This is a genomic window from Gelidibacter maritimus (assembly GCF_014062315.1).
Classification (GTDB): Bacteria; Bacteroidota; Bacteroidia; order Flavobacteriales; family Flavobacteriaceae; genus Gelidibacter; species Gelidibacter maritimus.
Genome location: NZ_JACGLT010000014.1, coordinates 22,020 through 48,283 on the forward strand (window position 1 = coordinate 22,020; position 26,264 = coordinate 48,283).

The 26,264-nt window shown below is 38.7% G+C and carries 21 protein-coding genes; 8 read left to right on the forward strand and 13 right to left on the reverse strand.

Translation table 11 applies throughout. The features are described 5' to 3' along the window. Window positions 1-116: 116 nt before the first annotated feature. The 3 genes from H3Z82_RS15125 to H3Z82_RS15135 form a co-directional block, all read right to left on the reverse strand. Window positions 117-596 (reverse strand): hypothetical protein, encoded by a 480-nt coding sequence (locus tag H3Z82_RS15125; protein WP_182206341.1) that lies wholly within the window; start codon window positions 594-596, stop codon window positions 117-119. Window positions 597-598: 2 nt separating this feature from the next. Further along, complete coding sequence (lipB, locus tag H3Z82_RS15130; protein ID WP_182206342.1) at window positions 599-1,315, reverse strand: lipoyl(octanoyl) transferase LipB; 717 nt, start codon at window positions 1,313-1,315, stop codon at window positions 599-601. A 485-nt stretch (window positions 1,316-1,800) separates the two neighbouring features. Beyond that, on the reverse strand, window positions 1,801-1,959 hold the full coding sequence (locus H3Z82_RS15135) for a YqaE/Pmp3 family membrane protein (RefSeq protein WP_182206343.1): 159 nt from the start codon (window positions 1,957-1,959) through the stop codon (window positions 1,801-1,803). A gap of 286 nt (window positions 1,960-2,245) precedes the next feature. On the opposite strand from H3Z82_RS15135, the gene lysS reads away from it, so the two are divergent. The 3 genes from lysS (at window position 2,246) to H3Z82_RS15150 (ending at window position 7,487) form a co-directional block, all read left to right on the forward strand. After that, window positions 2,246-3,934 (forward strand): lysine--tRNA ligase, encoded by a 1,689-nt coding sequence (gene lysS, locus H3Z82_RS15140; protein WP_182206344.1) that lies wholly within the window; start codon window positions 2,246-2,248, stop codon window positions 3,932-3,934. Next, the gene (locus H3Z82_RS15145; protein WP_182206345.1) at window positions 3,924-4,841 is read left to right on the forward strand and encodes an endonuclease/exonuclease/phosphatase family protein; all 918 of its coding nucleotides are present in this window, start codon (window positions 3,924-3,926) and stop codon (window positions 4,839-4,841) included. Before lysS ends, H3Z82_RS15145 begins: the two co-directional genes overlap by 11 nt. 204 nt (window positions 4,842-5,045) lie before the next feature. Then, on the forward strand, window positions 5,046-7,487 hold the full coding sequence (locus H3Z82_RS15150) for a zinc-dependent metalloprotease (protein WP_235982461.1): 2,442 nt from the start codon (window positions 5,046-5,048) through the stop codon (window positions 7,485-7,487). A 61-nt stretch (window positions 7,488-7,548) separates the two neighbouring features. Here H3Z82_RS15150 and H3Z82_RS15155 read toward each other — a convergent pair whose 3' ends face one another. Then, window positions 7,549-8,253: an alpha/beta hydrolase gene (locus H3Z82_RS15155; protein ID WP_235982462.1), complete on the reverse strand. Its 705-nt coding sequence runs from the start codon at window positions 8,251-8,253 to the stop codon at window positions 7,549-7,551. 268 nt (window positions 8,254-8,521) lie between these two features. Here H3Z82_RS15155 and H3Z82_RS15160 point away from each other — a divergent pair, with 268 nt between their 5' ends. After that, window positions 8,522-9,004, forward strand: a complete 483-nt coding sequence (locus H3Z82_RS15160) for a hypothetical protein (protein WP_182206347.1) — start codon at window positions 8,522-8,524, stop codon at window positions 9,002-9,004. A 79-nt stretch (window positions 9,005-9,083) separates the two neighbouring features. Here the strand turns inward: H3Z82_RS15160 and hemL are convergent, their stop codons facing one another. The 4 genes from hemL to H3Z82_RS15180 are packed head-to-tail and all read right to left on the reverse strand — an operon-like array spanning window position 9,084 to window position 12,445. Further along, on the reverse strand, window positions 9,084-10,370 hold the full coding sequence (gene hemL, locus H3Z82_RS15165; protein WP_182206348.1) for a glutamate-1-semialdehyde 2,1-aminomutase: 1,287 nt from the start codon (window positions 10,368-10,370) through the stop codon (window positions 9,084-9,086). 3 nt (window positions 10,371-10,373) lie between these two features. Then, on the reverse strand, window positions 10,374-11,198 hold the full coding sequence (locus H3Z82_RS15170) for a glucosaminidase domain-containing protein (protein ID WP_182206349.1): 825 nt from the start codon (window positions 11,196-11,198) through the stop codon (window positions 10,374-10,376). 7 nt (window positions 11,199-11,205) lie between these two features. After that, window positions 11,206-12,117 (reverse strand): 1-aminocyclopropane-1-carboxylate deaminase/D-cysteine desulfhydrase, encoded by a 912-nt coding sequence (locus tag H3Z82_RS15175; RefSeq protein WP_182206350.1) that lies wholly within the window; start codon window positions 12,115-12,117, stop codon window positions 11,206-11,208. A 4-nt stretch (window positions 12,118-12,121) separates the two neighbouring features. Continuing rightward, window positions 12,122-12,445, reverse strand: coding sequence for a hypothetical protein (locus H3Z82_RS15180; protein WP_182206351.1), 324 nt, complete (start codon window positions 12,443-12,445; stop codon window positions 12,122-12,124). Between the two features lie 107 nt (window positions 12,446-12,552). Between H3Z82_RS15180 and H3Z82_RS15185 the strand changes: the two genes are divergently transcribed. From H3Z82_RS15185 to H3Z82_RS15200, 4 genes are all read left to right on the forward strand, one after another. Beyond that, complete coding sequence (locus tag H3Z82_RS15185) at window positions 12,553-12,726, forward strand: DUF5522 domain-containing protein (RefSeq protein WP_182206352.1); 174 nt, start codon at window positions 12,553-12,555, stop codon at window positions 12,724-12,726. Window positions 12,727-12,751: 25 nt separating this feature from the next. Continuing rightward, on the forward strand, window positions 12,752-14,746 hold the full coding sequence (locus H3Z82_RS15190) for a urocanate hydratase (RefSeq protein ID WP_182206413.1): 1,995 nt from the start codon (window positions 12,752-12,754) through the stop codon (window positions 14,744-14,746). A 17-nt stretch (window positions 14,747-14,763) separates the two neighbouring features. Next, entirely contained in the window at window positions 14,764-15,312 is a 549-nt protein-coding gene (locus H3Z82_RS15195) for a DUF4136 domain-containing protein (protein ID WP_182206353.1), read from the forward strand. A gap of 162 nt (window positions 15,313-15,474) precedes the next feature. Then, window positions 15,475-17,142 carry a SulP family inorganic anion transporter gene (locus H3Z82_RS15200; protein WP_182206354.1) on the forward strand — a complete coding sequence of 556 codons (1,668 nt, stop codon included), beginning with the start codon at window positions 15,475-15,477 and terminating at the stop codon, window positions 17,140-17,142. A 16-nt stretch (window positions 17,143-17,158) separates the two neighbouring features. On the opposite strand, the gene H3Z82_RS15205 is transcribed toward H3Z82_RS15200, so the two are convergent. From H3Z82_RS15205 to H3Z82_RS15225, 5 genes are all read right to left on the reverse strand, one after another. Further along, entirely contained in the window at window positions 17,159-18,496 is a 1,338-nt protein-coding gene (locus H3Z82_RS15205) for a vanadium-dependent haloperoxidase (protein ID WP_182206355.1), read from the reverse strand. 3 nt (window positions 18,497-18,499) lie between these two features. Further along, a complete protein-coding gene (locus tag H3Z82_RS15210) occupies window positions 18,500-21,778 on the reverse strand; it encodes a VCBS repeat-containing protein (RefSeq protein WP_235982463.1) in 3,279 nt (1,092 codons plus the stop codon). Between the two features lie 620 nt (window positions 21,779-22,398). Next, complete coding sequence (locus H3Z82_RS15215) at window positions 22,399-22,641, reverse strand: hypothetical protein (RefSeq protein WP_163517268.1); 243 nt, start codon at window positions 22,639-22,641, stop codon at window positions 22,399-22,401. Window positions 22,642-22,702: 61 nt separating this feature from the next. Further along, window positions 22,703-24,787: an alpha-ketoacid dehydrogenase subunit alpha/beta gene (locus H3Z82_RS15220; protein ID WP_182206415.1), complete on the reverse strand. Its 2,085-nt coding sequence runs from the start codon at window positions 24,785-24,787 to the stop codon at window positions 22,703-22,705. Window positions 24,788-24,918: 131 nt separating this feature from the next. Further along, a complete protein-coding gene (locus H3Z82_RS15225) occupies window positions 24,919-26,259 on the reverse strand; it encodes a dihydrolipoamide acetyltransferase family protein (RefSeq protein ID WP_182206356.1) in 1,341 nt (446 codons plus the stop codon). Window positions 26,260-26,264: the final 5 nt, after the last annotated feature.

Sequence of the window (26,264 nt, forward strand, 5' to 3'; positions counted from 1 at the left end):
TTTCGTTATATGACGCTGCGATTGTTTTGCATAGCCATAGCTATGGAAAATATGAGCAAGGAAATAGAACGGAAAATGAACGAGTTTGAATGCGACATTATATTGTTAATTTGGTATTATTCCGTGACATTCCCTTTGATGTCTTCGATCTCTGAATGACGATGGGCGTATTTATGAATCCCGATTAATTTATTGAGATAGATAGCTTCAAAAACGGTCCATGCTCCTGCAACAAACATAGGGATGGCAACCATCAATAAAACATTAATGTTCTTGTCTGCTGAAAAGGTGTACATGATATATACAAAGTAAAAGGAAAGCAAGATATAAGCAATTCCGAAAGCAATATCAAGAACCCACAACCACGGATCTACATTTGGCAAAACCACTTTCATTCGGAGCAGCTTATAGAATTTTTTGGTTTTAAAATGGAACATAAAGCTACCAATACCCAATACCGTTATACCAATCGGGATCCACATTGACGCTTCAAACTTCAGTTCTTCAAACAATAACACATAAGAAATCAACCCTCCGGGGAACAGCGCCAATGGCACGATTAAAACCAACAAAATGATTTTTTGGAGGTGTCCCATATTTAAATCACACTCTTTTTATGATGCGGCATGGCTTCAAACAAATTGATGAAATGCTTTAGGAGCTTCGCTTTCAATTCGGATTCGTCCACCCTAGCAACACCTAATTCCACATTCAAAGATGTAACCGCTTTACCACGAATACCACACGGTATGATATTGTCAAAATACCCTAAATCGGCATTGACGTTCAGTGCAAACCCATGCATCGTCACCCATCTACTTGCTCTGACTCCCATGGCACAAATTTTCCGTACAAACGGTGTTCCTACACCCAACCAAACCCCTGTTTCTCCCGGACTGCGTTCGGCTTTAAGTCCGTATTCAAACAAGGTCAAAATGATCATTTCCTCCAATAAACGTAGGTATCTATGAATATCAGTAAAAAAGTTCTCCAAATCCAGAATGGGGTAGCCCACAATCTGACCCGGTCCGTGATATGTAATGTCTCCGCCTCTATTAATTTTATAAAAAGTTGCCCCTTTTTCCGTGAGCTGCTCTTCATTTAACAACAAATGTGAGAAATCGCCACTTTTACCTAATGTGTACACATGTGGATGCTCTACAAATAGAAAGTAATTTGGCGTATCTAAATTGATGCCTTCTCTTCTGTTCTTGACTTTGGCATCAATAATTGATTTGAATAAACCTTCTTGATAATCCCAAGTTGCTTTATAATCATTGTGGCCTAAATCTTGAATTTCAATTATTTTATTCATGTCAACAAAATTAAGCCATTTTTGGTGGAAGACGGGTAACGGATCATCAAAAAAGTTGTTCCAATTGAATTTATCAATTCCCATCTCACACCTCATCTCCCCTCAAAAACCAACGAATAGAGCTCTAAACTTGCGGTTGAAAAAGAGTACAAGTGTGTAATAAAAGAAACTCAATCGTATAATTATATTAGGAATTTTTCTTTAACCAGAATGGTTATCTTAGAACGGGTCCGACGGAATCTACAAAATAGGTATAGCGTATATACTCCATAGATACTCCATAGATACTCCATGGATAGTGTATGGATAGTGTATGGATAGTGTATGGATGATGTATGGGATACGATATTATAATTCTATGGTCTATCAGAATTTTTTGTTGTATATAAAAGATGGAGGCAATTATCAAGCTATAACCATCTAAAAAATGAACGAATCATCATTGACCGTGGCTGCGACTGAGACAGAAGCCTGCCATCTAAAATCTACCGCTTCGGATTATTCAAGATGACTAGCGCCGCAATAACTCCGGGCACCCAACCACAGAGCCATAATAAAAAAACAATGACAATAGAGCCACAGCCTCGGTCAAGGACAGCCAATGGTGGACAAATAATAGAAAGAATAACCCTCCAAATACTCATAATTTTGATGATTTTTGATGATTGATAGACCTTACTTCAAGTCGGTATGCCAATAAGACGCATAAACATCCCATTTTGTTACGATAATGTTCCTAAAAAACCGACGTATCAAAAACTGAAAACACCGCAAAATTCTTTAAAAAATTGAAATATACACCCAAAGTCAAATAATATGACAAATAAAAATAACTTTCCTTCATTAATCCGTCAAAAAGCCAATCTATCCATGAAACTAGGCTGTTTAATTTTTAAAAAAGTGTAATTTTGCACATTAAAATTTTACAATATGCAACTTTCAGAACAAGAACTCATTCGAAGAGAAAAATTAGTGACACTACGTGAGATGGGTATTAATCCATATCCAGCCGATTTATATCCTGTTGATCATACTTCCAAACAGGTAAAAGAGCAATTTGAGGAAGGTAAGAAAGTTGTTATTGCGGGCCGATTGATGTCCGTAAGAGTTCAGGGAAAGGCAAGTTTTGCCCAAATACAGGATTCTGCCGGCAAAATACAAGCGTATTTTAATCGGGATGAAATCTGTCCTGGTGACGATAAAAGCTTATATAACGACGTCTTTAAAAAACTATTGGATTTTGGTGATTTTATAGGTGTTGAAGGTGAGCTATTCACCACTCAGGTTGGCGAAAAGACCGTAAAAGTCAAAAACTTCACCTTACTAAGCAAAGCTTTAAAGCCCTTGCCATTACCTAAGGAAAAAGACGGTGTTGTTTACGATGCCTTTACAGATCCTGAACAACGCTATAGACAACGCTATGCCGATTTGGTAGTCAACTCTAAGGTCAAGGAAGTGTTCATCAAACGCACTAAATTGTATAACGCCATGCGTCAATTCTTTAATGATGCCGGCTACTTTGAGGTGGAAACCCCTGTATTGCAACCCATTCCTGGAGGCGCAGCGGCACGTCCCTTTGTAACACATCACAACAGTTTGGATATTCCATTATACATGAGAATTGCCAATGAGCTCTACCTAAAACGTCTTATTGTTGGCGGTTTTGATGGCGTCTATGAGTTTTCAAAAAACTTCAGAAATGAAGGCATGGACCGCACCCACAATCCGGAGTTTACGGCCATGGAAATTTATGTTTCCTACAAAGATTACAATTGGATGATGAGTTTTTGTGAGGATCTATTAGAGCATTGTGCCATTGCCGTAAACGGTACCACCAAAGCAACCTTTGGGGAACACCACATCGATTTTAAGGCACCTTATGCCCGAGTCACCATGACGGATTCAATTAAGCATTTTACGGGTTTTGATATTACTGGAAAATCTGAAGACGACATCAGAAAAGCGGCTCAAGATATGGGTATTGCTGTGGATGAAACCATGGGCAAAGGCAAATTGATAGATGAAATTTTTGGAGAAAAGTGCGAGGGCAACTATATCCAACCAACCTTCATTACCGATTACCCAAAAGAGATGAGTCCTTTGTGTAAAGAACACCGCGACAATCCAGAACTGACTGAGCGTTTTGAATTGATGGTCTGTGGTAAGGAAATCGCCAATGCCTATTCTGAATTGAATGATCCAATTGACCAACGTGAGCGTTTTGAACATCAAATGCAATTGGCCCAAAAAGGCGATGACGAAGCTACTGAAATGATCGATTATGATTTCCTGCGTGCCTTGGAATACGGCATGCCTCCAACTTCAGGATTGGGCATAGGCATGGATCGACTCATCATGTATTTAACCAATAACCAATCCATCCAAGAAGTATTGTTCTTCCCTCAAATGAAACCGGAAAAGAAAGCTGTGGCTATGACCGATGAAGAGAAAGCTGTCCTAAACCTTCTAAAAGCTAAATCACCAATCGATCTAAACACCTTAAAGGCCCAATCAGGATTAAGTAACAAAAAGTGGGACGCCACTATAAAAGGCTTAACAAAAAACAATTTGGCCAAAGTGACTAAGACAGAAGATGGTTTATTTGTAGATGCTTTATAATATCGCCATAAAAACCTTTGTAATACTAAGAGCATGTGCATTATTTGCATATGCTTTTTTATTACTTATCCATTTCGTTTTAAAGGATCACTTTCAATTTCTACAAATTTTCTTCTATGCCTTTCCGCTGCCTATTTTAGTTTTTATTGGAAGCATTATTGCCATTTTGTTTTATAAACCCAAAGCCTATTTTATTTTTTTCATTTGTCTAACACTAGGTCTGACTGGAGTCTGGTTCAACAAGGCTTATATATTTCCAAAAACTGTTGCCGTTCAGGAAGATGCAACATCAGTTATATTTTGGAATGCTGCCGATAAGGCAACAATTCCTATGGAAATCCTTTTTAAAAACATTAAAAAAATTCAGCCTGATATCCTCGCTCTTGTTGAGACAGAACACGCCACCGAAGAAGATGTTTTAGAACTTTCAAGAGCATTTCCCAACTATCAATTCCGAATCCTTGATGGCTTTATGATGATCGGGGTTAAAGGGCATATTGAAGATATTAATTATATGAATGAAGCGTATAGCTACGACATAAATTTTGTGAAGATACAACGCCAAAATGGCTCAATGATGCTTGCTGTTGTTGATACTTTTCAAAGTCCCATAATGGATAAACGTGAAACCTTAGAAACGGTATTGCAGTTAATTACTGATAAAAACACAGATCTTATTGTGGGCGATTTCAATACACCGTATGAAAGTGTTCATTTTAGGAATTATGAAGACGATTACAACAGCTTTCGGGATTACGGCCAAGGATTTAGCGCCACTTGGCCCTTTGGCATTCCGCTTCTTGAAATTGATCAAATTTATGCAGCCAAAAGCCTCACCCCCATTCTTCTTGAAAAATTTTACTATAAGGTCTCTGATCACGCCATGCTCGTTGGTTATTTCAAATAATATTTTGGCACCATAGCATGATTTGTTTAATCGGTTTTTGAATAGATAACAAGACAACCTTGCAGATATTTAATAATTATCTGCTTTCAATAATCAGTACCTCGGCTTGCAATAGTTAAAAAAATACTAAAACATTTTGTAATACCCTATAACAACGATGTATTACGTATTTTCCCGTTTTTAAATTTCTAAACTCCTAACATTTTGAAAAAAATCTCCTTAAGTGTGCTATTTTTGGCGTCTCTTTTCTTATTTGTCTCATGTTCAACGACCAAGAAAGCGTCAAAGGCACCAACTTCCGCGAGCGCTAAATCAAGTAGCGCTAAAAAACCTGGAAAAAATGATATCCAACCGTACAACAAAGTTATTACCAAAGAGGCTGTTAGCGATCCAGGATTGTTTACGGTCCACAAAATAGATGAGACCTATTTTTATGAAATTCCTGATTCGTTATTCGAACGTGAAATGCTCAAAGTGACCCGTATTGCTAAAACTGCCAGTGGCTTAGGTTTTGGCGGCGGTAAGCAAGACGAGCAAGTATTGCGTTGGCAAAAGAAAGGTAAAAGAGTCTTACTTCGCATGGTCTCACACAGCGTGGTTGCCAATGATACCTTACCGGTTCATGAAGCAGTTGTCAATTCCAACTTTGAACCTGTTCTATTCAGCTTTCCTATAAAAGCAATTGGCAAAGACTCAACATCTACCGTAATTGAAGTCACTGATTTATATAATAAAGATGTGAAACCTTTCGGATTACCCAATCGAAGTAGAAAACAATATAAAGTGACACGTTTGGACTCGGACCTGTCCTATATTGAAAGCATAAAAAGTTACCCACTAAATATTGAGACCCGTCATGTAAAAACTTATAATGCCGGTAACCCACCTTCAAACGCAACTAGCGGCGCCATATCAATTGAACTAAGCAATTCAATGGTGCTGCTACCAAAAGAGCCTATGAAACGTAGAATCTTTGACCAACGTGTTGGTTGGTTTACAAGCGGTCAGATAGATTACGGTTTGGATGCGCACGAAAGCAAACGCGTGACTTATTTAGACCGATGGCGCCTTGAAGTCAAAGATGAAGACATTGAGAAGTTTAAGCGTGGCGAATTGGTTGAACCTAAAAAACAAATTGTCTACTACATTGATCGAGCGACCCCTGTGCAATGGCGTAAATATATAAAACAAGGAATCGAAGATTGGCAAGTGGCTTTTGAAGCTGCTGGATTTAAAAATGCTATCATAGCCAAAGATCCACCTTCAATTGAAGAAGACCCAGATTGGAGCCCTGAAGATGCGCGGTATTCAGTAGTGCGCTATTTAGCCTCACCTATCCCTAATGCTAATGGTCCTCATGTCAGTGACCCAAGAAGTGGCGAAATTATTGAAAGTGATATCAATTGGTACCATAATGTGATGACTTTATTACGCAATTGGTTCTTCGTTCAGACCGCTGCCATCAATCCCGATGCACAAAGCGTAAAGTTTAAAGACGAAATCATGGGACGATTGATTCGTTTTGTATCTTCACACGAAGTGGGACATACTTTAGGATTACCTCATAATATGGGAAGTAGTTCTGCTTATAAAGTGGATGACTTACGCGATCCAGAGTTCACTAAGAAACATGGAACCGCACCATCCATTATGGATTATGCACGTTTTAATTATGTGGCCCAACCAGGTGACGATGGTGTTGCCTTAATGCCAAATATCGGCGTTTATGATAAGTACGCTATTGAATGGGGTTACCGCCCAATTTTGGATGCAAAAACACCAGAAGACGAAAAGAAAACGCTGGATAGCTGGATTCTTAAACATGCAGGGGACCCAATGTATCGTTTTGGAAAACAACAAGGCATGGTGATTGATCCAAGTTCTCAAACAGAAGACTTAGGCGATGATGCCATGAAGGCGAGTGCTTATGGTATTGCCAACCTCAAACGTATTGTGCCAAATTTAATCAAATGGACAGCGGAAGATGGTAAAGACTATAAGGATTTAAAAACAATGTACGGTGAGGTTCTTAGCCAATTTAACCGCTATATGGGGCATGTTACCGCTAATATTGGTGGCGTTTATGAAAACTACAAAACCTACGATCAGGAAGGTGCCGTATATACACAAGTTGATAAAGCAAAACAAAAGGAAGCTTTACAATTTCTTCAAGACCAACTTTTCAACACCCCTGAATGGTTGATAGACGATGAGATTTTCAATAAAATCGAGTTTGACGGAAATGTGACACGTATTCGTGGAACGCAAACCAGAACCCTTAATAATCTCCTGCAACCATCGCGGCTACAACGTATGATTGAAAATGAGACTATTAATAAGAACCAAGCCTACTCACCGTTAAGTATGATGCAAGATTTACGAAAAGGGATTTTCAGCGAATTGCGTTCAGGAAAAAAAATAGATACCTATAGAAGAAATCTTCAGCACAGTTATATTGATCGAATGGAATATTTAATGTCTGCGAAGCAATCTCCTTCAGATATAAAAGCGATTTCGAGAGCCGAATTGAAAACATTAGAACGCGCCATCAGATCTGGATTGGCAAGAACCAATGACACCATGAGCAGAATCCATTTAACGGATGCCTTACAACGGATTGATGCTATATTAAATCCGAAGAGTTAAGTTAAACACTTAATTTATGATTGATCAAAAAATGCTTCAGGAAGTTTTCTTGAAGCATTTTTTATTTCAGAACGTTTTGAATGCCCGTTCTATAAGCTTCAAATTCAATCAGGTTATTATGTCCACCACCTTCAATTTTCACAAACGTGGTGTGCTGTTTTGGCGCGATTTCAAAAAGTTTATGGCCCGATTCAAATGGTACCACCCCATCAGCTGTCCCATGAAAAATTACTATGGGGCATTCTACCAACGTTATAAATTCATTGGTGGGAAACTTGTATTGTAATAATTTTTCAATCGGAAGAAAAGGAAAGCGTGACTTAGCAACATCGGTCATGCTATAGTAAGGCGTTTCCAAAATTAATTGTTTTGGTTTATTCTTTGAGGCGAGATAAGCGGCAATCCCAGTACCGAGCGACCTCCCATAAAGGCTGATGTCCGAATCAGAATAGCTTTGTTTTAAGTAGTCGTAACAATATTGTGCGTCTTTGTAAAGCGCGGCTTCACTTAATTTCCCCGTGCTTTTTCCGTAAGTCCGATAATCCATAATAAACACATTGTAGTTCATGTTTACAAAGTATTCTGCAATGGTTCCCCACTGGGATAGGTCGCCCGCATTCCCATGAAAATATAAAATAACACCCTTTGGGTTTTCGGTTTTGAAATGTAGGGCATTAATTACCGCATCCTCATCCGTTTTTAAAAACAGTTCCTCGAAAGGGTGATTAAATTCATATTGAAAATCCTGAGGTAATACCGTTGGCATAAATAGAATTTTCTCTTGTAAAAAATATAAAGATGCTCCAATCATAATGTATAATGTTAGGATAGTGAATACTATTTTTTTAACTCTCAATTTATTATAAGCTTTAAACTTTCAGTTTTCCTATAAACTGATGGTTTGGATAAATCATCGAGTGAATTACCCGGATTAACAGATGTTAGTTTCCAATACAAAGCTACTTTAAAAATTTAGAATTAAACGTTTTAACCCCTTATCAGTCCTATTACTACAAACCTTAAAAAAAAGAGACATGAAAAAATTAATAATGATCCTGATTGCAGTGGCAACATTTCAAGTTTCGGCACAGGACCAAAAGAGAGACATGAAAAAACAGCGCACAAGTTCCAAAATGAATTATTCTCCTGAAGAAATGGCGCAGCTCAAGTCTAAAAAATTGACTTTAAAACTCGATTTAGACACTAATCAACAAAATGAGGTAGCCGATTTATATTTGAAACAAGCCCAATTGAGGCAAAGTAAAAAGGAGGCGTATTTACAGGGTAACACGAAAGGCGATCGTAAGGACTTCTCCAAAGCGGAACGTCTCAAAATGGCCAACGCCAGATTGGATCAGAAAATTGAAATGAAGAGAAAAATGAAAGATATTTTATCTGAAGAGCAGTATAAAAAATGGGGTAAAATGAATCAAAAACGTCACCACAAGAGCAAAAGACACGGTATGCGTTCCAAAAACAGAAAAGAGGGGATGCCCCAACAAAAAACAAAACAGTAATTTTATTCAATCTGAAAAAAGTAAAAAAGGGAATTTCCAGTTAGAAATTCCCTTTTTTAATACTTTAATCCAATACGGTTTAAAGATCCTTGCTGACCGTTTTAACCGCTTTAATCGTTGCATCCAAATCATCATAACTCAGGGCATCACACAAAAACCAAGTTTCAAAAGCACTCGGGGCAATATAAACTCCTTCTTTGAGCATGCCGTGAAAGAACTTTTTAAAGGTCTCGTTATTGGCTTTTGCAGCGGTTTCAAAATCATGCACCTCATGATCTTCAAAATGGATGGAAATCATGGATCCTTTCCTATTAATGGTATGTTTTATATTATAGTCTTGAAGAGCATTTGCCATACCATGGTGTAAGTATTCTGTCTTTTCTGCTAAGCGGTTATAAACCGTCCTATCGTTATTTAACTGCTGTAGCATGGCCAAACCTGCCGCCATGGCTAACGGATTCCCACTTAAGGTTCCCGCTTGGTACACAGGCCCATGAGGCGCCAAATAATCCATGATTTCATTTCGCGCGGCAAACGCTCCAACAGGCAAACCACCGCCGATCACCTTTCCAAAGCAAACAATATCGGCATTGACCTTATATAATTCTTGAGCCCCACCCGCAGCCAATCTAAAACCAGTCATCACCTCATCAAAAATCAACAGGATATCATGTAGATCACATAAAGCCCTTAACTTCTGCAAGAAATTATCCTTTGGAGGAATACATCCCATATTTCCTGCAACAGGCTCAATGATGATACAGGCAATCTCCTCTTTATTTGCTTCCACTAATTGTGTTACATTATCAATATCGTTAAACTTTGCCAAAAGTGTATCTTTAGCGGTACCCTGGGTCACCCCTGGGCTATTTGGCGTTCCAAAAGTTATTGCACCAGATCCTGCCGCAATTAAAAACGCATCACTATGGCCATGATAGCATCCCGCAAACTTGATGATTTTATCTTTTTTTGTATAACCGCGAGCCAATCTGACTGCACTCATACAGGCCTCAGTACCTGAGTTGACAAATCTTATTTTGTCGATATTGGGCACCATAGAAACCGCCAATTCTGCAATTTCGGTTTCAATGGCCGTTGGCATTCCAAAAGAAGTGCCTTGTTTGGCTTTCTTAACCACGGCATCCACTACCGGCTCAAAGGCATGACCAAGAATCATGGGCCCCCATGAGTTAATATAATCAATATAGGTGCGTCCATCCTCATCGTGGATATAAGCACCCTTAGCCGATTGGGCAAAAATAGGGGTTCCACCGACGGCTCCAAACGCCCTAACCGGCGAATTCACACCTCCTGGAATTACTTTTTCTGCTTCTTTAAATAAACTACTACTGCGTTGATATAACATGAATTAATTGACTTTTATAATCAGGATTTGTCCTATTTGTAAATTATTGTTGTTCATTCCGTTTAGCTTTTGCAATTCGCTAACCGAAAGATTATAGCGCTTTGAAAGAGAATACATGGTATCTCCTTTAACTACTTTATGGGTCAGTTGAGAGGCAATTTCACGAGGTCTCGGTTTTGGTCTCGTCCCCAAAACTTCTTGATCAAATCGGTACAACTGGAAACGCTCAATTAAACTGATCAATTTCTGCGGATACTTTCTATCAGTGGCATAACCTGCCGCTCTTAAACCTTTGGCCCAGCCCTTGTAATCATCAATTTCCAATTGGAACAATTTTGAATAACGGCCACGTGTGGTCAAGAACTTAGAGTGGTCTTCAAAGGATTGGGAAGCATGTCTATATTTTCTGAAGCATTCCTGGGAGGCATCATCATCATGATAAATTTTATCGCCAGACCAGCCGTGACATTTAATTCCAAAATGATTATTGGCTTTTACCGCCAATCTGCCCCTACCAGAACCCGATTCTAAAATGCCTTGAGCTAAGGTGATACTCGCCGGGATTTTATGGGTGCGCATATTATTTTTGGCAATTTCACCGTAGGTTGCGATGTACATTTCGTTGACACCTAAGTTTCCCGGTGTCTTAGGGGTAATGACCGTAGGAACACCCACTTCCGAAGGATTGGAGGTACGATGATCTCTAACCACACGTTCGGTTTTTGATTTAGAATTTTTCTTTTTAGTAACAATGCGTTTCTTACCGCCGCAGCTTGATAAGCTTAATGCAACGACCAAAACCATGATTAATCTCAAACTAAATTTCATAGAAAGCTTAACTTATTAAAGGCCATTTCTTTTTTTTCAATAGCTCATTCATCCTAGAAATCCCCTGTAAACCGCCTGTATGAATGACCAATATTTTTGAGGCTTCAGGAAAATATCCTTTGCTCAATAAATCCATAACGCCGTACATCATCTTTCCAATATAGATTGGATCTAAAGGAATGTTATAATCACTTTTAAACTGATTGATAAAGCCGATGAATTCTTTATTTATTTTAGCGTAACCACCAAAATGATAATCTGTGATGAGCTGCCAATTTGGATTTTTGGCAAATTTACTAATTTCTTCTCTCAAAAAATCACCTTTTAGGGCAGGAAAACCCAAAATCTGCTGATGTGGTCTGCAAGTGTTAATAAGTCCAGAAATAGTTCCACCCGTGCCAACAGAGCAACAGATATAATCAAATTTAGAATCTTCTTCTAAGAGGATTTCCTCACAGCCTTTGATAGCCAAATCATTGGTGCCGCCTTCTGGGATTAAATAGAAGTCTGCATACTCACTTTTTAAGTTTTGAATAAATTCTTCGGAAATTTTATTTCTATAAGCCTCGCGGGTCACAAATTTGAACTTCATCCCACAGCTTTTTGCAAATTGCAAAGTGGGGTTATTAGCTATATTATCCACTAGCTCTTCACCTCTTATGACACCAATTGTCTCGAATCCAAATTCTTTTCCCACGGCAGCAACAGCAGCAATATGATTTGAAAATGCACCTCCAAACGTCAATAGGGTACTTCGCCGCTCTTCTTTTGCCTGTGCCACATTGTATTTCAATTTCCTATATTTATTTCCTGAAATATAAGGATGGATAAGATCCTCTCTTTTCACACTCAAATAATGTTTAGCATTATGGCCTAAGTTTAAGCTTTGGTTTTCTGAAAGATGTACCTTAAAATTCATGGCTTCAAAGATATTTCAAAAAGTTCCAAAATGGTCGTTTTTTAAGAAATTCTAAGTGGTTTTCATGTTGATAGGCCTCGCGCTCAAAGGAGATATTCCGATAAGCCAGATACCAATTTTTATAGCGGCCATATCGCACTAAGAACTCTAAACCATACCAGACAAAAAAGGGTATGATCAATAATTCCAGCTGCTGCCTTAAGTGGATGTGTTCATGATTTAGAAATATCTTATCAAGTTTGAGATAGGCGTGCTTTACAAATACAAACGGAAACAGGGCAATACCAGAATACCCTTTTGGAACGATGTATTTTGAGACCAATATCATGGGTTATGTACTTAAAAAAAATTTAGTGTATGAATATCCTAAAACCTACTGACCTTCATTTAAGGCCACAGAATTTTTTCTCGAATTTACACTATCTTTGTAATACTATGAAGAAAATTGTTCCGATTGAAGAAGGCGATTATTATTTGACACCAGAAGGTTACCGCTGTTTTACTGCTCAATACCTACTCAAGCGTGGTTATTGTTGCGAAAGTGGCTGCAGACATTGCCCTTATGGTTTTAATCCTCCGACCCAGCGCAGGACTGGCAAAAAAAATTAAAAACAAACTAATGCAACGTACTTCCATTTCTTTTAAAGATCAGATATTAGAAGGCATCCCGAGTGTTTTACCTCCAGCAAAACCTTATGACGACGCCATCAATCATGCGCCAAAACGTAAAGACATTTTATCTGATGAAGAAAAAAAATTAGCTTTACAAAATGCTTTACGGTATTTTGACCCGAACCAGCATGCGGAATTACTCCCAGAATTTAGGCATGAATTAGAGACTTATGGCAGAATTTATATGTACCGTTTGCGTCCGGATTATAAAATGTACGCCCGACCATTGGATGAGTATCCGGCTAAATCAAAACAAGCTGCGGCCATCATGTTGATGATTCAAAACAACCTCGATTATGCCGTGGCACAACATCCACATGAACTCATTACTTATGGTGGCAATGGGGCTGTGTTCTCCAACTGGGCACAATACCGACTGACCATGAAATATTTGGCCGAAATGACTGATGAGCAAACCCTGAGCATGTACTCTGGACATCCCATGGGGTTATTTCCAAGTCATAAAGAAGCTCCGAGGGTGGTGGTCACCAACGGCATGATGATCCCGAATTACTCAAAGCCTGACGATTGGGAGAAATTCAATGCCTTGGGCGTAACGCAGTACGGGCAAATGACCGCGGGGAGTTATATGTATATCGGACCACAGGGCATTGTTCACGGCACTACCATTACCGTTCTGAACGGATTTCGAAAAATAAATAAAGCGCCAAAAGGAAATTTATTTGTCACCTCCGGTTTAGGCGGCATGTCTGGCGCACAACCAAAAGCTGGAACCATTGCCGGATGTATCACAGTGTGCGCTGAGGTCAACCCAAAAATCACCCAAGTACGCTTGGATCAGGGGTGGATTGATGAAAAGATTTCAGATTTAGACCAACTTGTAACTCGAGTAAAAAAAGCAAAAGCTGATCTCGAAACTGTTTCCATTGCCTATTTAGGAAATGTTGTTGATGTTTGGGAAAAGTTTGATCTAGAAAATATTCATATCGATTTGGGAAGTGATCAAACCTCACTGCATAATCCGTGGGCTGGAGGTTATTATCCGGTTGATATTTCTTTTGAAGAAGCCAATTTAATGATGGCAAATAACCCTGAGCTATTTAAGGAAAAAGTTCAGGAAACCTTGCGCCGACATGCTAAAGCAATTAATAAACATACTGAGAAAGGCACCTATTTTTTCGATTATGGTAATGCTTTTCTACTGGAAGCCTCACGCGCAGGAGCTGATGTGATGGCCGAAAATCCGACTTTGGGGCGCGAATTCAAATTCCCGAGTTATGTTCAAGATATCATGGGGCCCATGTGTTTTGATTATGGCTTTGGACCATTCCGCTGGGTTTGCACCTCTGGGAAGCCAGAAGATTTAGCAAAAACAGATCACATTGCCTGTCAGGTTTTGGAAAAAATAAAACGAGACGCTCCTGAAGAGATACAACAACAAATGGCCGACAATATCCAATGGATTAAAGGCGCTCAAGACAATAAATTAGTGGTAGGTTCACAAGCCAGAATATTATATGCCGATGCTGAAGGCCGCACAAAAATAGCTAAAGCTTTCAATGATGCCATTGCTCAGGGTGAAATTGGCTATGTGGTTCTAGGCCGCGACCATCACGATGTCTCAGGCACGGATTCACCATATCGGGAAACCTCGAATATATTTGATGGCTCACGTTTTACTGCGGATATGGCCATACAAAATGTAATTGGCGATAGCTTTAGAGGAGCCACCTGGGTAAGCATCCACAACGGCGGTGGCGTTGGGTGGGGCGAAGTAATCAACGGCGGTTTTGGTATGGTTCTTGATGGTAGTAAGGAGGCTGAAAGACGCTTAAAATCCATGCTTTTTTGGGATGTCAACAATGGTATTTCAAGACGCAGTTGGGCAAGAAATGACGAGGCGATTTTCGCCATAAAACGTGCCATGCAAACTGAGCCCAATTTAAAAGTAACGCTCCCAAATGCTGTGGATTCCGATTTATTGAATTCTGAATAACTCTAAATAAAAATGCTATGAACAAAATATTAACAACTGTATCAATGGCTCTGCTCTTAGTAGTAGCCACATCCTGTAGCTCAGTAAGAGTTGCTGCGGATTATGACAAGAATGCAAATTTCAACGAGTACAAAACCTTTGCTTTTTTTAAAACAGGTATTGATAAGGCCGAAATCAGCGATCTTGACAAACGTCGGATTTTAAGAGCCATAGAAAGTGAACTAATGGCCAAAGGTTTTACAAAATCTGAAAACCCAGATCTATTGGTCAGCATTTTTACCAAATCTCGTGACAAAGTCAATGTCTATAACAATGCCTATGGCTACGGACCTTACGGTTATGGTTGGGGTTGGAGTCCATATTACTGGAATTCAGGTTATAATTCAGTCTCTACCTCTACCGAAGGCACACTTTATGTCGACTTAATTGACGCCAAGAAAAAAGAATTGGTTTGGCAAGGAATGGGTGTGGGCTATTTATCACAACGGATGGACAAAAAAGAAGAACGTATCAAGGAATTTGTCGCCAATATCATGGAGAAATACCCTCCTGGAATCCAAAATTAATGGTCTTTAAAAGAAACCCGTGGTCTTAAAACCTATTGGGGAGAAAGAAATTTAAAAGCATCAATTTTAATTATTGATGCTTTTTTTGTGTCCAAAAATACCAAGCAAATCCTGCCTTCCAATCAAAAACCTTATATTTGCCCCCTTTTAAGTATAAAAACTATGATGTTTAGTCAAACCAGAAAAAACTTTACCCAAAACCCTAAGAATGATATCCTTGCCGGTATTACTGTGTCATTAGCCATGATTCCCGAGGTTGTTGCTTTTGCTTTTGTGGCGCAGATTGATCCTTTAGTGGCCTTGTCCGGCGCATTTATAGTGGGATTGATTGCTGCAATTTTTGGTGGCCGACCTGGATTGATCTCTGGTGCCGCCGGTGCTGTGGCCGTTATTTTTGTAAATCTTATTTCAGAAGGACATGAGAGAGGCATGTTATTTGACACCCCCGTTGAAAACATGGGTTATTTTTATTTGTTAGCAGCCGTAATATTGATGGGACTCATCCAAATTGGCGCTGGTGTTTTAAAATTAGGACGTTTTGTGCGATTGATTCCGCATTCGGTCATGATGGGCTTTGTTAACGGATTGGCCATTGTGATTTTCTTAGCACAAGTCCGCATGTTCTCCCACAAAGAATTACAAATTGGAGAGGATGGTTTAAAAAGATACATCAACATTCCAATGGAGGGCACAGAGCTATACACCATGCTGGCACTCGTCGGACTTACTATGGCCATCATTTGGTTACTCCCTAAGTTGACTACCAAAATCCCTTCCGCATTAATAGCCATTATCGTCACAAGTGGCGTTGTTATTTTTGGTGGGCTGGATGTAAGCACCGTTGGCTCGTATATCATAGAAGGCGGTGGTGAAGGTTTGAAAGGAGAACTTCCAACGCCAAATATAGAACTCTGGCAAAACCTGCCTATTAATTTTGCTACTTTTAAATTCATCCTTCCCTATGCGTTTTTAGCAGCGTCTGTTGGACTTATTGAATCTTTAATGACCATGAATCTGGTTGACGAATTAACAGACACTCGCGGCAATGGAAATAGAGAGTGCGTGGCTCAAGGTGCTGGAAATATGGTCAGTGGTTTATTTGGAGGTACTGGAGGTTGTGGTATGATTGGTCAAACCGTTATTAACATTAATGCTGGCGGTAGAGGACGTTTATCGGGAATTGCTATGGCATTAACCCTATTAACCTTTATTTTATTTACGGCGCAGTATATTGAACAAGTACCAATTGCCGCTTTGGTAGGTGTTATGTTTATGATGGTCATTGAAACATTTGCCTGGTCCAGCTTCAGGATTATTAGAAAAATACCGGTTGCAGATGCTTTCGTACTTGTTACTGTATCTGCAGTGACAGTTATTTATGATCTTGCCATTGCTGTTTTTATTGGTGTTATTTTATCTGCTCTTGTTTTTGCCTGGAAAAATGCCACAATGATTAGAGCTCGTAAACGCCTAAAAGAGGATGGCACAAAAGTATATGAAATATGGGGACCTCTATTTTTTGGTTCTGTTCAAAATTTCAATAATAAATTTGATGTCAAGAACGACCCTCAAAATGTAGTCATTGATTTTGTTGAATCTCGTGTGAGTGATCATTCGGCAATGGAAGCCATATTCAATTTAGTTAACAAATATGAAGCGGAGGGCAAAACAATCAAACTCAAACATTTAAGTGAAGACTGTAAAACGTTGATGTATAAAGCTAGTCCTAAGTTTGAGGAAGTTATTATTGATGCTATTGACGACCCTCGGTATCATTTGGCTGCTGATCCGGAGAAGTTTACCAAACCGCTTTCTGAATATAAGTTATAGTACAACTCCTATTGGCTTACTGATTTTTTATAAATTTAATTTCAGAATTTACTAAGGTTCCAACACGCACGCCTTGAGATAAACCTTCGTTAATTGCAGAAGGGTAATGTATGCCGCCATAAAGCCTACTTATTGCGGCCTCTTCAGCGGCAGCCCTGAACGAGCTGAAAGCTCTTACCGGCAACCCATAAGGAAGCTCAGTAGTATCATCAAAACTAATATTGTCACCAAAAATAGCGGTCAAGACCTCGGCCGCTGATCCTGAAACTACAGAATGGCCACTTGAGTATTCTGGAAATGGTGGGGTTTGCAATAAAGGGGTCCAATCAGCGTCAATATATTCATTGATCAGAGTTTCAGGTCTGATCAGGTTACTTCTATATTTTTCATCCCAACAACTTATAAAAGCATCAGCTATGCCCATCGAGGTTTTGGTATAGGCAAATACAGTTTTTTCGAAATCAGAATTGGAATCTTTACTTACAATTTGACAGATGCCCATCCAATGCGCGCCTGGAGTTATCTTTTTTTCTGCAAACATAAAATGTCCTTTATTGACGGTTACAAATGGATTACAATCCCAAAATCGTGCAATTTCAATCTCTTCAGAAGTATCGCCCAACGCCCTAATCTCATTAACAACATTATAAACTGCCATGACTTCATTGTGAAAATCAGTTTTGGGTTTCATGGAAAACTCAGGAGGCGGCAATGGCATAAACTGCGATGCAGAATCTAACACAAAGGTTCTGATTTTGTCCCAATGAGGCTCAATCCCGTTCATATATGCCGGTGGTGTTGGCTTCCATCGTGAAGGATCTTTTTCGTACACATTAAAATTAGGCATCGAACGTGTTTCTCTGTAGTTATCCTCCTCCATCCATTGAAGAATTTGTTTGGATATATTCAATCCATAAGCTTTTGCACTTGAAAACTCTTTTGAATTATGAGTGTTCCAATTTCCATATAGACTATCTCTGTAGGAAACAAGGATGTCTTTTGAGAAAACCAATTCTTTAGCGACATCTATATATGCTATAATTGAGGCCAGTTTTAAATTTAGGTCATCGTCAACTGCTGGAACATCCAATGTAGCCAATCCGTTGACTTGACCAACCAGCGAGTTATAAGTTTCACTATTTTGATTTAAAACTTCATAAGATGCTATGTTTGGATAAATATAAATTCTGCTCGCTACGGGTGGCGAATAAACGTCATGGACCATAATTCCTGTTACCATGTCCACTAACTTGTGGTAATCATCAGGATATATTTCGATATTTTTCTTTTCTGAGGCGCATCCCAAACATAAAGTAATGAAACACCATATGATGAACTGTTTAATAAAATACATGATTTATTTTTTGTAGGTATAGGCATTTAAGCTTTCGTTATTTGTAATGATGATAAGTAGATTCTTATCTTTCATTTTTAAAGTAACTGTTTCTTTAACTTGACCGTGAAACGGCTGAATACCGAACTCATAAACGGCATTCATTTCGGACAGATCTTTTAAAAACACCCCTTTTAAGGACGTATAAGCGCCGTGGTAGGTGTTAACTTTGAGCGAGTTTCCGCTGACCAACAACTGATCTTCATTATCTATGCTGATATTTGTAAACGAATTGATCGGAGCCAATTGAAGTTCTTGAGGAAATTCAACAAATTCAGTAAAAACACCATTATCATTCCTTAAGTAACCAGATGCCAAAGTATGAACTTCATACTTTACAGCCTTAGCTATGGCATCGTGTGACAATACTTCTTCTATAGTTTTCAGGGCGAAGTCCTTGTAATTTACAAACCTTTTACTGATGACATTCATCTGACTGGCAAGTTCATCTTTTGAATTGACTGGATAATAGTTGCTGTCTTTGCCATAGGCTAAGACGGTCTCGTTCTTGCCATTTTGATCAAAATCAGAATAATACATTAACAATGGCGTCTCTGCCGTTGGATTGAATCTGGTATTTAGTCCCCAATTTCCCAAGAGAATGTCCTTATCACCATCCCCATCAATATCATAACTTGCAATGGACTGCCATAAACCGTTCATGCCTTCGGGTAGCTCAACTAAATTTAGGGTTCCGTTTTTGTTCAAGTAAACCTTTGGTCCATCCCATTCTGTAGACACCAATAAATCCTTTACCCCATCATTGTCAATATCTGCCCAAACGGCTGATGTGACTTTTGAAGTCAAAGAAAAATCCTCGAGTTTATGGAATGTGCCCTGACCATCATTTACCAAAATATACGAGGATACTGCAAGACCAAAATCGTCTGGATCTGATAAGTTGCCTATAAATAAGTCCACGTCACCATCATTGTCAAAGTCGTAAGCTGCAACACAGGAGGTTACCAATGGATTCCGTGGTATTTTATTCTCTGACTTTATGAACGACCCGTCAATATTGACATATAATCGGTCAGTTTCATAAGCTTTATCTCTTGTCCGATTGATTCCTGAAGCTACATAGAGGTCCAAATGCTTATTATTATTGGAATCAAAGAATACAGCGTCGTTATCTTCATATAAACTATCTTTTGCAATGGCTTCAATATTCATCTCTCTAAAAGTGATGCCGTTGTTCAAGAATAACTTAGCGGGCTTTCCCGATGAATTTCCAATAAAGATATCATCAAAACCATTCTTATTAATGTCCGCCACATCTACTGCAGGCCCTAAAGTAGAAACTTTGTAAGGAATTAATTTTTCCTGGACGAAATCATTATAATCATCCTCAGCATGATTGAAAGTGATTAATTTACTTTCTTTAAAATAACCTTCGTTAATCAATTTGTTCTCAAACCAATAGTCTTCTACTAAATCCTCGGCATAGGCAATTGTCAATTTTTGATTGATTTTTGGTGTTTTAAGTGTCTGGAATTTTTGATCTGGCCATATCACTTGTAATGAATCAATTTCATAAGTATCGCCTAAACCAAAATGCAGACTACCATCTGTTGCGGAGAGAAAGCCTCTGGATTTGAAAAGTTGTTTTAATTGGGATTTGCCATCGCTAAAAACAATAACTTTTGCGCCAATACCCTCCTTGTTCTGACCTTTGTAATCTAAGTTTACCGACAAATAATTCTTAGTGTTATTTGTTGTATTTTCATAAACATTAGCATATCCATTGAGATTGTTGATGACCAAATCTAAATCGCCATCATTATCTAAATCGATATATATAGCGCCGTTGGAAAGCGAAGGCATGTTTTCAATCCACTCGCCTGTTCTATTTTCAAATTTATTCGAATTGCCTTCAAATATTTCATTAGCAACCCGACCGCTTGGCATTTCATTGATAGAATTATACAACCAATTTAATGCGCTTTCGGGACTTCTACCTCTAAAGGCACTGGCTACATATTTTCTAAAATCTAAATTATTGGGCCTTCTCAAAATCCCGTTAGACACAAACAGGTCCTGATGACCATCATTATTAAAATCTGCAATGAGTGGCCCCCAACTCCAATCAGTATCTGCTATGTCATTATACAAAGCGGTCTCTGTAAAATAAGCACCTTTATTGTTAATTTGTAGCATATTCCGGGCATACTGATCCTTATAGCCCAATTCTCTCATACGCTCTTGCATATTAAACATGGCGTCATCTCCTTCAGACTCCTTAATGACTTTTTCGTCTTTTGGCAACATATCTAAAGTGATCAAATCTTGGTAACCATTGCCATTGATGTCTGCTGCATCACTTCCCATTGAAAATCTACTTATTGTTGAAAATGCCATCTTTATTTGGTCCGAGAATGTCCCATCTTGATTGTTGATATAATAATAATCATCTTCATGAAAATCGTTGCATACATAAATATCATCCCAACCGTCATTGTTGAAATCTGCAATGGTTGCACTAAGTCCGTACCCATTGATGCCTCCGTAAATATTTGCTTTGGCGCTAACATCAACAAATTTACCGTTGTCATTATTTAAGAGCACATCTCCAACAAGTGGAACCCGTTGGTCTCTAACATGTGAAGGCCCATGGGATAGTGTGGTATGAACGGCATGATTAACTATATAAACATCAAGATCACCGTCTTTATCGTAATCAAAAAAATAAGCTTGGGTTGAATATCCTTCAAAGTCCAAACCATACTCTTTGGACATTTCGGTAAAAGTCCCGTCACCGTTATTTATAAAAAGCTCATTATGACCTTTAAAATCCAAAAGTCCAGAAACAGAACATAAGTAAATATCTAAATACCCATCATTGTTGATATCAACCATAGTAACACCGGTGTTCCAACTTGATTTACTGGAAACATTGGCCGTAGCAGTTATATCCTCAAATTCCATATTTCCTTTATTGAGATATAATTTATTTTCACCCGTATTGGAGACGAAGTACAAATCAGGAAGACCATCGTTATTGATATCTCCAGCCGCTACACCTCCTCCATTATAATAGTAGATATAATTGATGATGCTATGATTGACATCCTCAACAATTGTGTTTTGAAAGGTGATATTGGTACGCTCGACTGGAAGTTTGTTGAATAAGAAATTGCTTTCCTTTAGTTGTTCATTTTGTTTGCTTTCTTCTTTACAACTGAAGCAACTTAGCATAACTATAAATACGAGATTGAATTTCGTCTTAAAAATAAGTTTTGACATGTTTTAACATAAAATTAACGGACGTAAACTTAACAATATTTATGTTTTAATTACATAAAATTTCGATTTTTAGCCAATCAAAAATAATTCAGTAAGAATTTTCATCAAAAAATCAATAATTCGTTCATTTTAACTAAAAAACAAGAACAAATGATTATGACTGCCTATAAGGGGTTGTTAACAGAATTTTAACCTAAGGTTCTATAAACTTGAATAATCTTAACATATCACATTCTTGTGTATGAATATGACTTAACTACAAACAATAGAGAGATTAGTTGGTCATATTTCCAAGAATGTAGAAAGAAGGCTGCTTTATAAAAATTACGTTAGATAAATTAGCGGTAATTAGTTATTGCATAAACCAAGCCTTAGAAAATGAGGTAAAGAAGATTATAATTAAATTTAGTCGCCAATTTATTTCTGAATCCTTACGCCGACTATATAGACGTGAATAAAAGTACAGCTTCAGCTACAGTTTTTTGATAGACCGTTATGCGAGGATTAGGTGATTGGGGGAGCCACTACATTATGTAGTTTAATTTCATGAAGTTTAGAAGGGATCATAAAGCAAGGCATAAAAAAACGACTCATTTGAGAGTCGTTTTTTCCTTTGAACCTTAATTATCGTCATTGTCAGTTTTATCCTTTATTTTGACATCGCCGTCATCATCAGTTTTAATTTTGACTTTTCGGTTTTCGGTTTCCATTTTAATTTTGTCGCCATCTTCACTGACATCAATATCAGCACCTTCATCTTGCATTTCATTTATGATTCTTTCCTTCTCAGTTTCTTCTCTGCAGGAAGTCAACGAAAAGGTCATAAACAAAGACATCGTTGACATAAAAATTATTTTTTTCATAATATGAGTTTTAATATTTAGTGTAAAACTATCATACTATCAACAGTCGTTTTGACTGTAATCAATAATTAAGTAACTCAATTATCTTTTGCTTCACCTTCTCGGTACTCGGAATCATAGTCTCCTCCAATATGGAATTCAGAGGAATAGCAGGCATATTCTCACTGCCAATAGTCATCACCGGCGCATCTAAGAATTTAAAAGATGCTTCCTGAATCTTGCCTGCCAAAGCCCTTGCAAACGAATTGTTTGAAGGCTCTTCAGTTACCACAAGACACTTTCCTGTTTTCTTAACGGAGGTCATAATGGTCTCTTCGTCTAAAGGAAACAAGGTTCTTAAGTCGATAATTTCAATTTGATCGCGCATGTCCAACTCACCAGATGCATTGTATGCCCAATGCACACCCATGCCGTAAGTAACAATAGTAATGGTCTCTTTATCTTCCTGTTTCCAAATTTCTTGAAGTACCCAAGCCTTGCCAAAAGGCAGCACATAATCTTCGCTTGGCTCAACAGATGTGGCGCCTTTAGTGCCCGGCACCTTGCTCCAATACAACCCTTTATGCTCCAAAATAACAACTGGATTTGGATCGTAATAGGCTGCTTTTATTAAGCCTTTTAGGTCGGCACCGTTGCTTGGATAAGCTATTTTAATGCCTCTAATATTAGTGACGATACTTTCCACTGACGATGAATGGTACGGACCTCCACTGCCATAAGCCCCAATTGGCACACGCAAAATCATGCTCACGGGCCATTTTCCATTAGATAAATAGCAGCTTCTACTGACTTCTGTAAATAATTGATTCAAGCCTGGCCAAATATAATCGGCAAATTGAACCTCAACGATTGGTTTTAGTCCAACAGCACTCATGCCAACGGTTGACCCCACTATAAAAGCTTCTTGAATGGGTGTATTGAAGACCCGATCATCTCCAAACTTTTGCGCCAAGGTTGCGGCCTCTCTGAAAACACCACCTAATCTGCCACCAACATCCTGTCCATAGAGCAAACATTCTTTATGTTTTCGCATTAATTCTTCTACGGCGAATAAAGCACAATCAACCATAACGACTTTCTCAGCACCATTAGGAGAACGCTCGCCTTCTTCTTCAGTGATTGGCGTGGGTGCAAAATCGTGGGTGAATAAATCTTCTGGTTTTGGATCATCGGCTTTTAGGGCCATATTATAATCTTTCTCTACAGCCGTATGACATTCCTTTTCTAGAGTTTCTAAATCATCATTAGAAAACCCATGATCCAATAACTGTTGCTTTAATACCGGATAAGGATCTCGAGATCTGGCTTCTTCCAAATCATCACGATACCATTCCATTCGCACGCCAGAGGTATGATGATTCAGCAAAGGCACTTTAGCATGCACTAAAAATGGCCGACGTTCTTTACGAATGGTAGCAATCACTTTTTCAATGGCTTCATAACTCTCAATGAAATTGGCACCATCAATTGTAATAGCTTCCAAACCTTTAAAGCCTTTTGCGTATTCAAAGGCATTCTGGGCTCGGGTTTCAGCAGCATTGGCCGAAATATCCCAATCGTTATCTTGTACCAAATATAAAATGGGTAATTTCTTAAGGACCGCCATTTGAAAGGCTTCCGCAACTTCGCCTTCGGTAATGGAGGCATCGCCTAAGGAGCAAACCACAATTGGCGCATTCCCGTTGCGGCGGGAAGCTTCTGAATGAACAGAGGCATCATAATCACTTAAAAATTCTTCTTCATCAGGAATTGATATTTTAGTTGTTTCGTTTTCCTCTTTAAAAAGATTACCGCCTTCGCGGTAAGAGAACCCCATAGCGACGCCAGTTGCAGGAATAGCTTGCATTCCAGTAGCTGATGATTGATGGGGGATTTTAGGTTTGTCAAAATCCTTCAAACTTGGATGGCAATAGTAGGTGCGTCCCCCAGAAAACGGATCGTCTTTTTTAGCCAATAATTGCAGCATTAAATCGTAAGGTTTCAACCCGAAAGACAACAGCATTGCATCATCACGATAATACGGAAACGCATAATCCTGCGGCAGCAATTGCATGCCTAAAGCTATTTGGATGACTTCGTGACCTCTTGAGGTAGCGTGAACGTATTTGGATACTTGCTTGAAATTGGCTTCGTACAATTCGGACATTGCCTTGGCTGTACAAAGATGTTTGAATGCTTTTTTTAATAGATCTTTACTTATGTTTTTTGACACGGATTCTATATTTTGTATTGTGAGACCTAACAGGTTTCAAAAAACCTGTTAGGTCTGTATTTATTTTAAATTGCTCTATTAACATCAAATTGCTCGAAATAATCAGCAACTCGACGAACAAAACTGCCTCCTAAGAAACCATCAACCACGCGATGGTCAAACGACAAAGACAAATACATCATGCTCCTGATCGCTATTTCATCACCTTTTTCTGTTTCAATGACTTCCGCTCTTTTTTTGATGATCCCCAAGGCCAAAATGGCCACTTCTGGCTGATTGATGATGGGTGTCCCCATCACACTTCCAAAGGTACCAACGTTAGAAATAGTGAACGTACTGCCTTTAATATCGTCGCCTCCCAATTTATTGTCTCGCGCTTTATTGGCAAGGTCATTGACGTTTTCGGCCAAGGTCATCAAATCTTTGGTATCTGCATTTTTAACAACTGGAACAATCAAATTCCCACTCGGCAAGGCCGTTGCCATGCCTATATTGATATCTTCTTTCACGATAATGTTATTCCCATCCACAGAAGCATTGATGTTTGGAAAATCCTTAACCGCTTTGGCGACGGCTTCCACAAATAACGGCGTGAAGGTCAATCGCTCACCATATTTCTCTTGAAAAGCTTCCTTATTGGCGTTTCTCCAGTTGACCATATTGGTCATATCGGCTTCCACATAAGCGGTGACGTGTGGTGATGTATGTTTGGAATAGACCATATGATCGGCAATCATTTGGCGCATGCGATCCATTTCAATGATTTTTCCTTTGCCTTTATCAAAATTCAATTGCGGAATTCGGTATGCGGTCGGGTCTTGTGTTACGGGCTGTGCAAACTTATAGGGTCTTCCATCCTCAATATAATTGAAAACATCGCTTTTCCGTAATCGTCCCTCATGTCCAGTGGCTGGAATCCTTGCTAATTCTTCATAGCTGATATGGTGCTCCTTGGCAATTTTCAGAATTAGTGGCGAAAAGAAAGCATTTGAAGTTGAAGTCTGATAACCATGGAGAGGAATTGAAGTGGTTGATTTTGGTGCAGTTTTAGTTTGCTTTGACTTGTTTGGCTTTTGTACTATTTTTTCTTGAGTGTTCTCAGACTTAGTAGCTACAACCTTCTGTTCATTGGAGGTTATGTCTTCCGAAGCTTCAAAAATTGCAATAATTTCCCCCACCGGAACTACATCTTTTTCCTTAAACAAGGTTTGTATTAACTTACCGGATTGGGGTGCTGGGACTTCATTGTCAACCTTATCGGTAGCAACTTCCAGAATGATATCGCCCTCTTCAAAGCTGTCTCCTTCGTTGATGAGCCAACTGATGATTGTTCCCTCAGTGATACTTTCGCCCATTTTGGGCATCCTTAATTCCCACGAAAGTGGGAATCTCTTTTCTTTACTCATTGTTT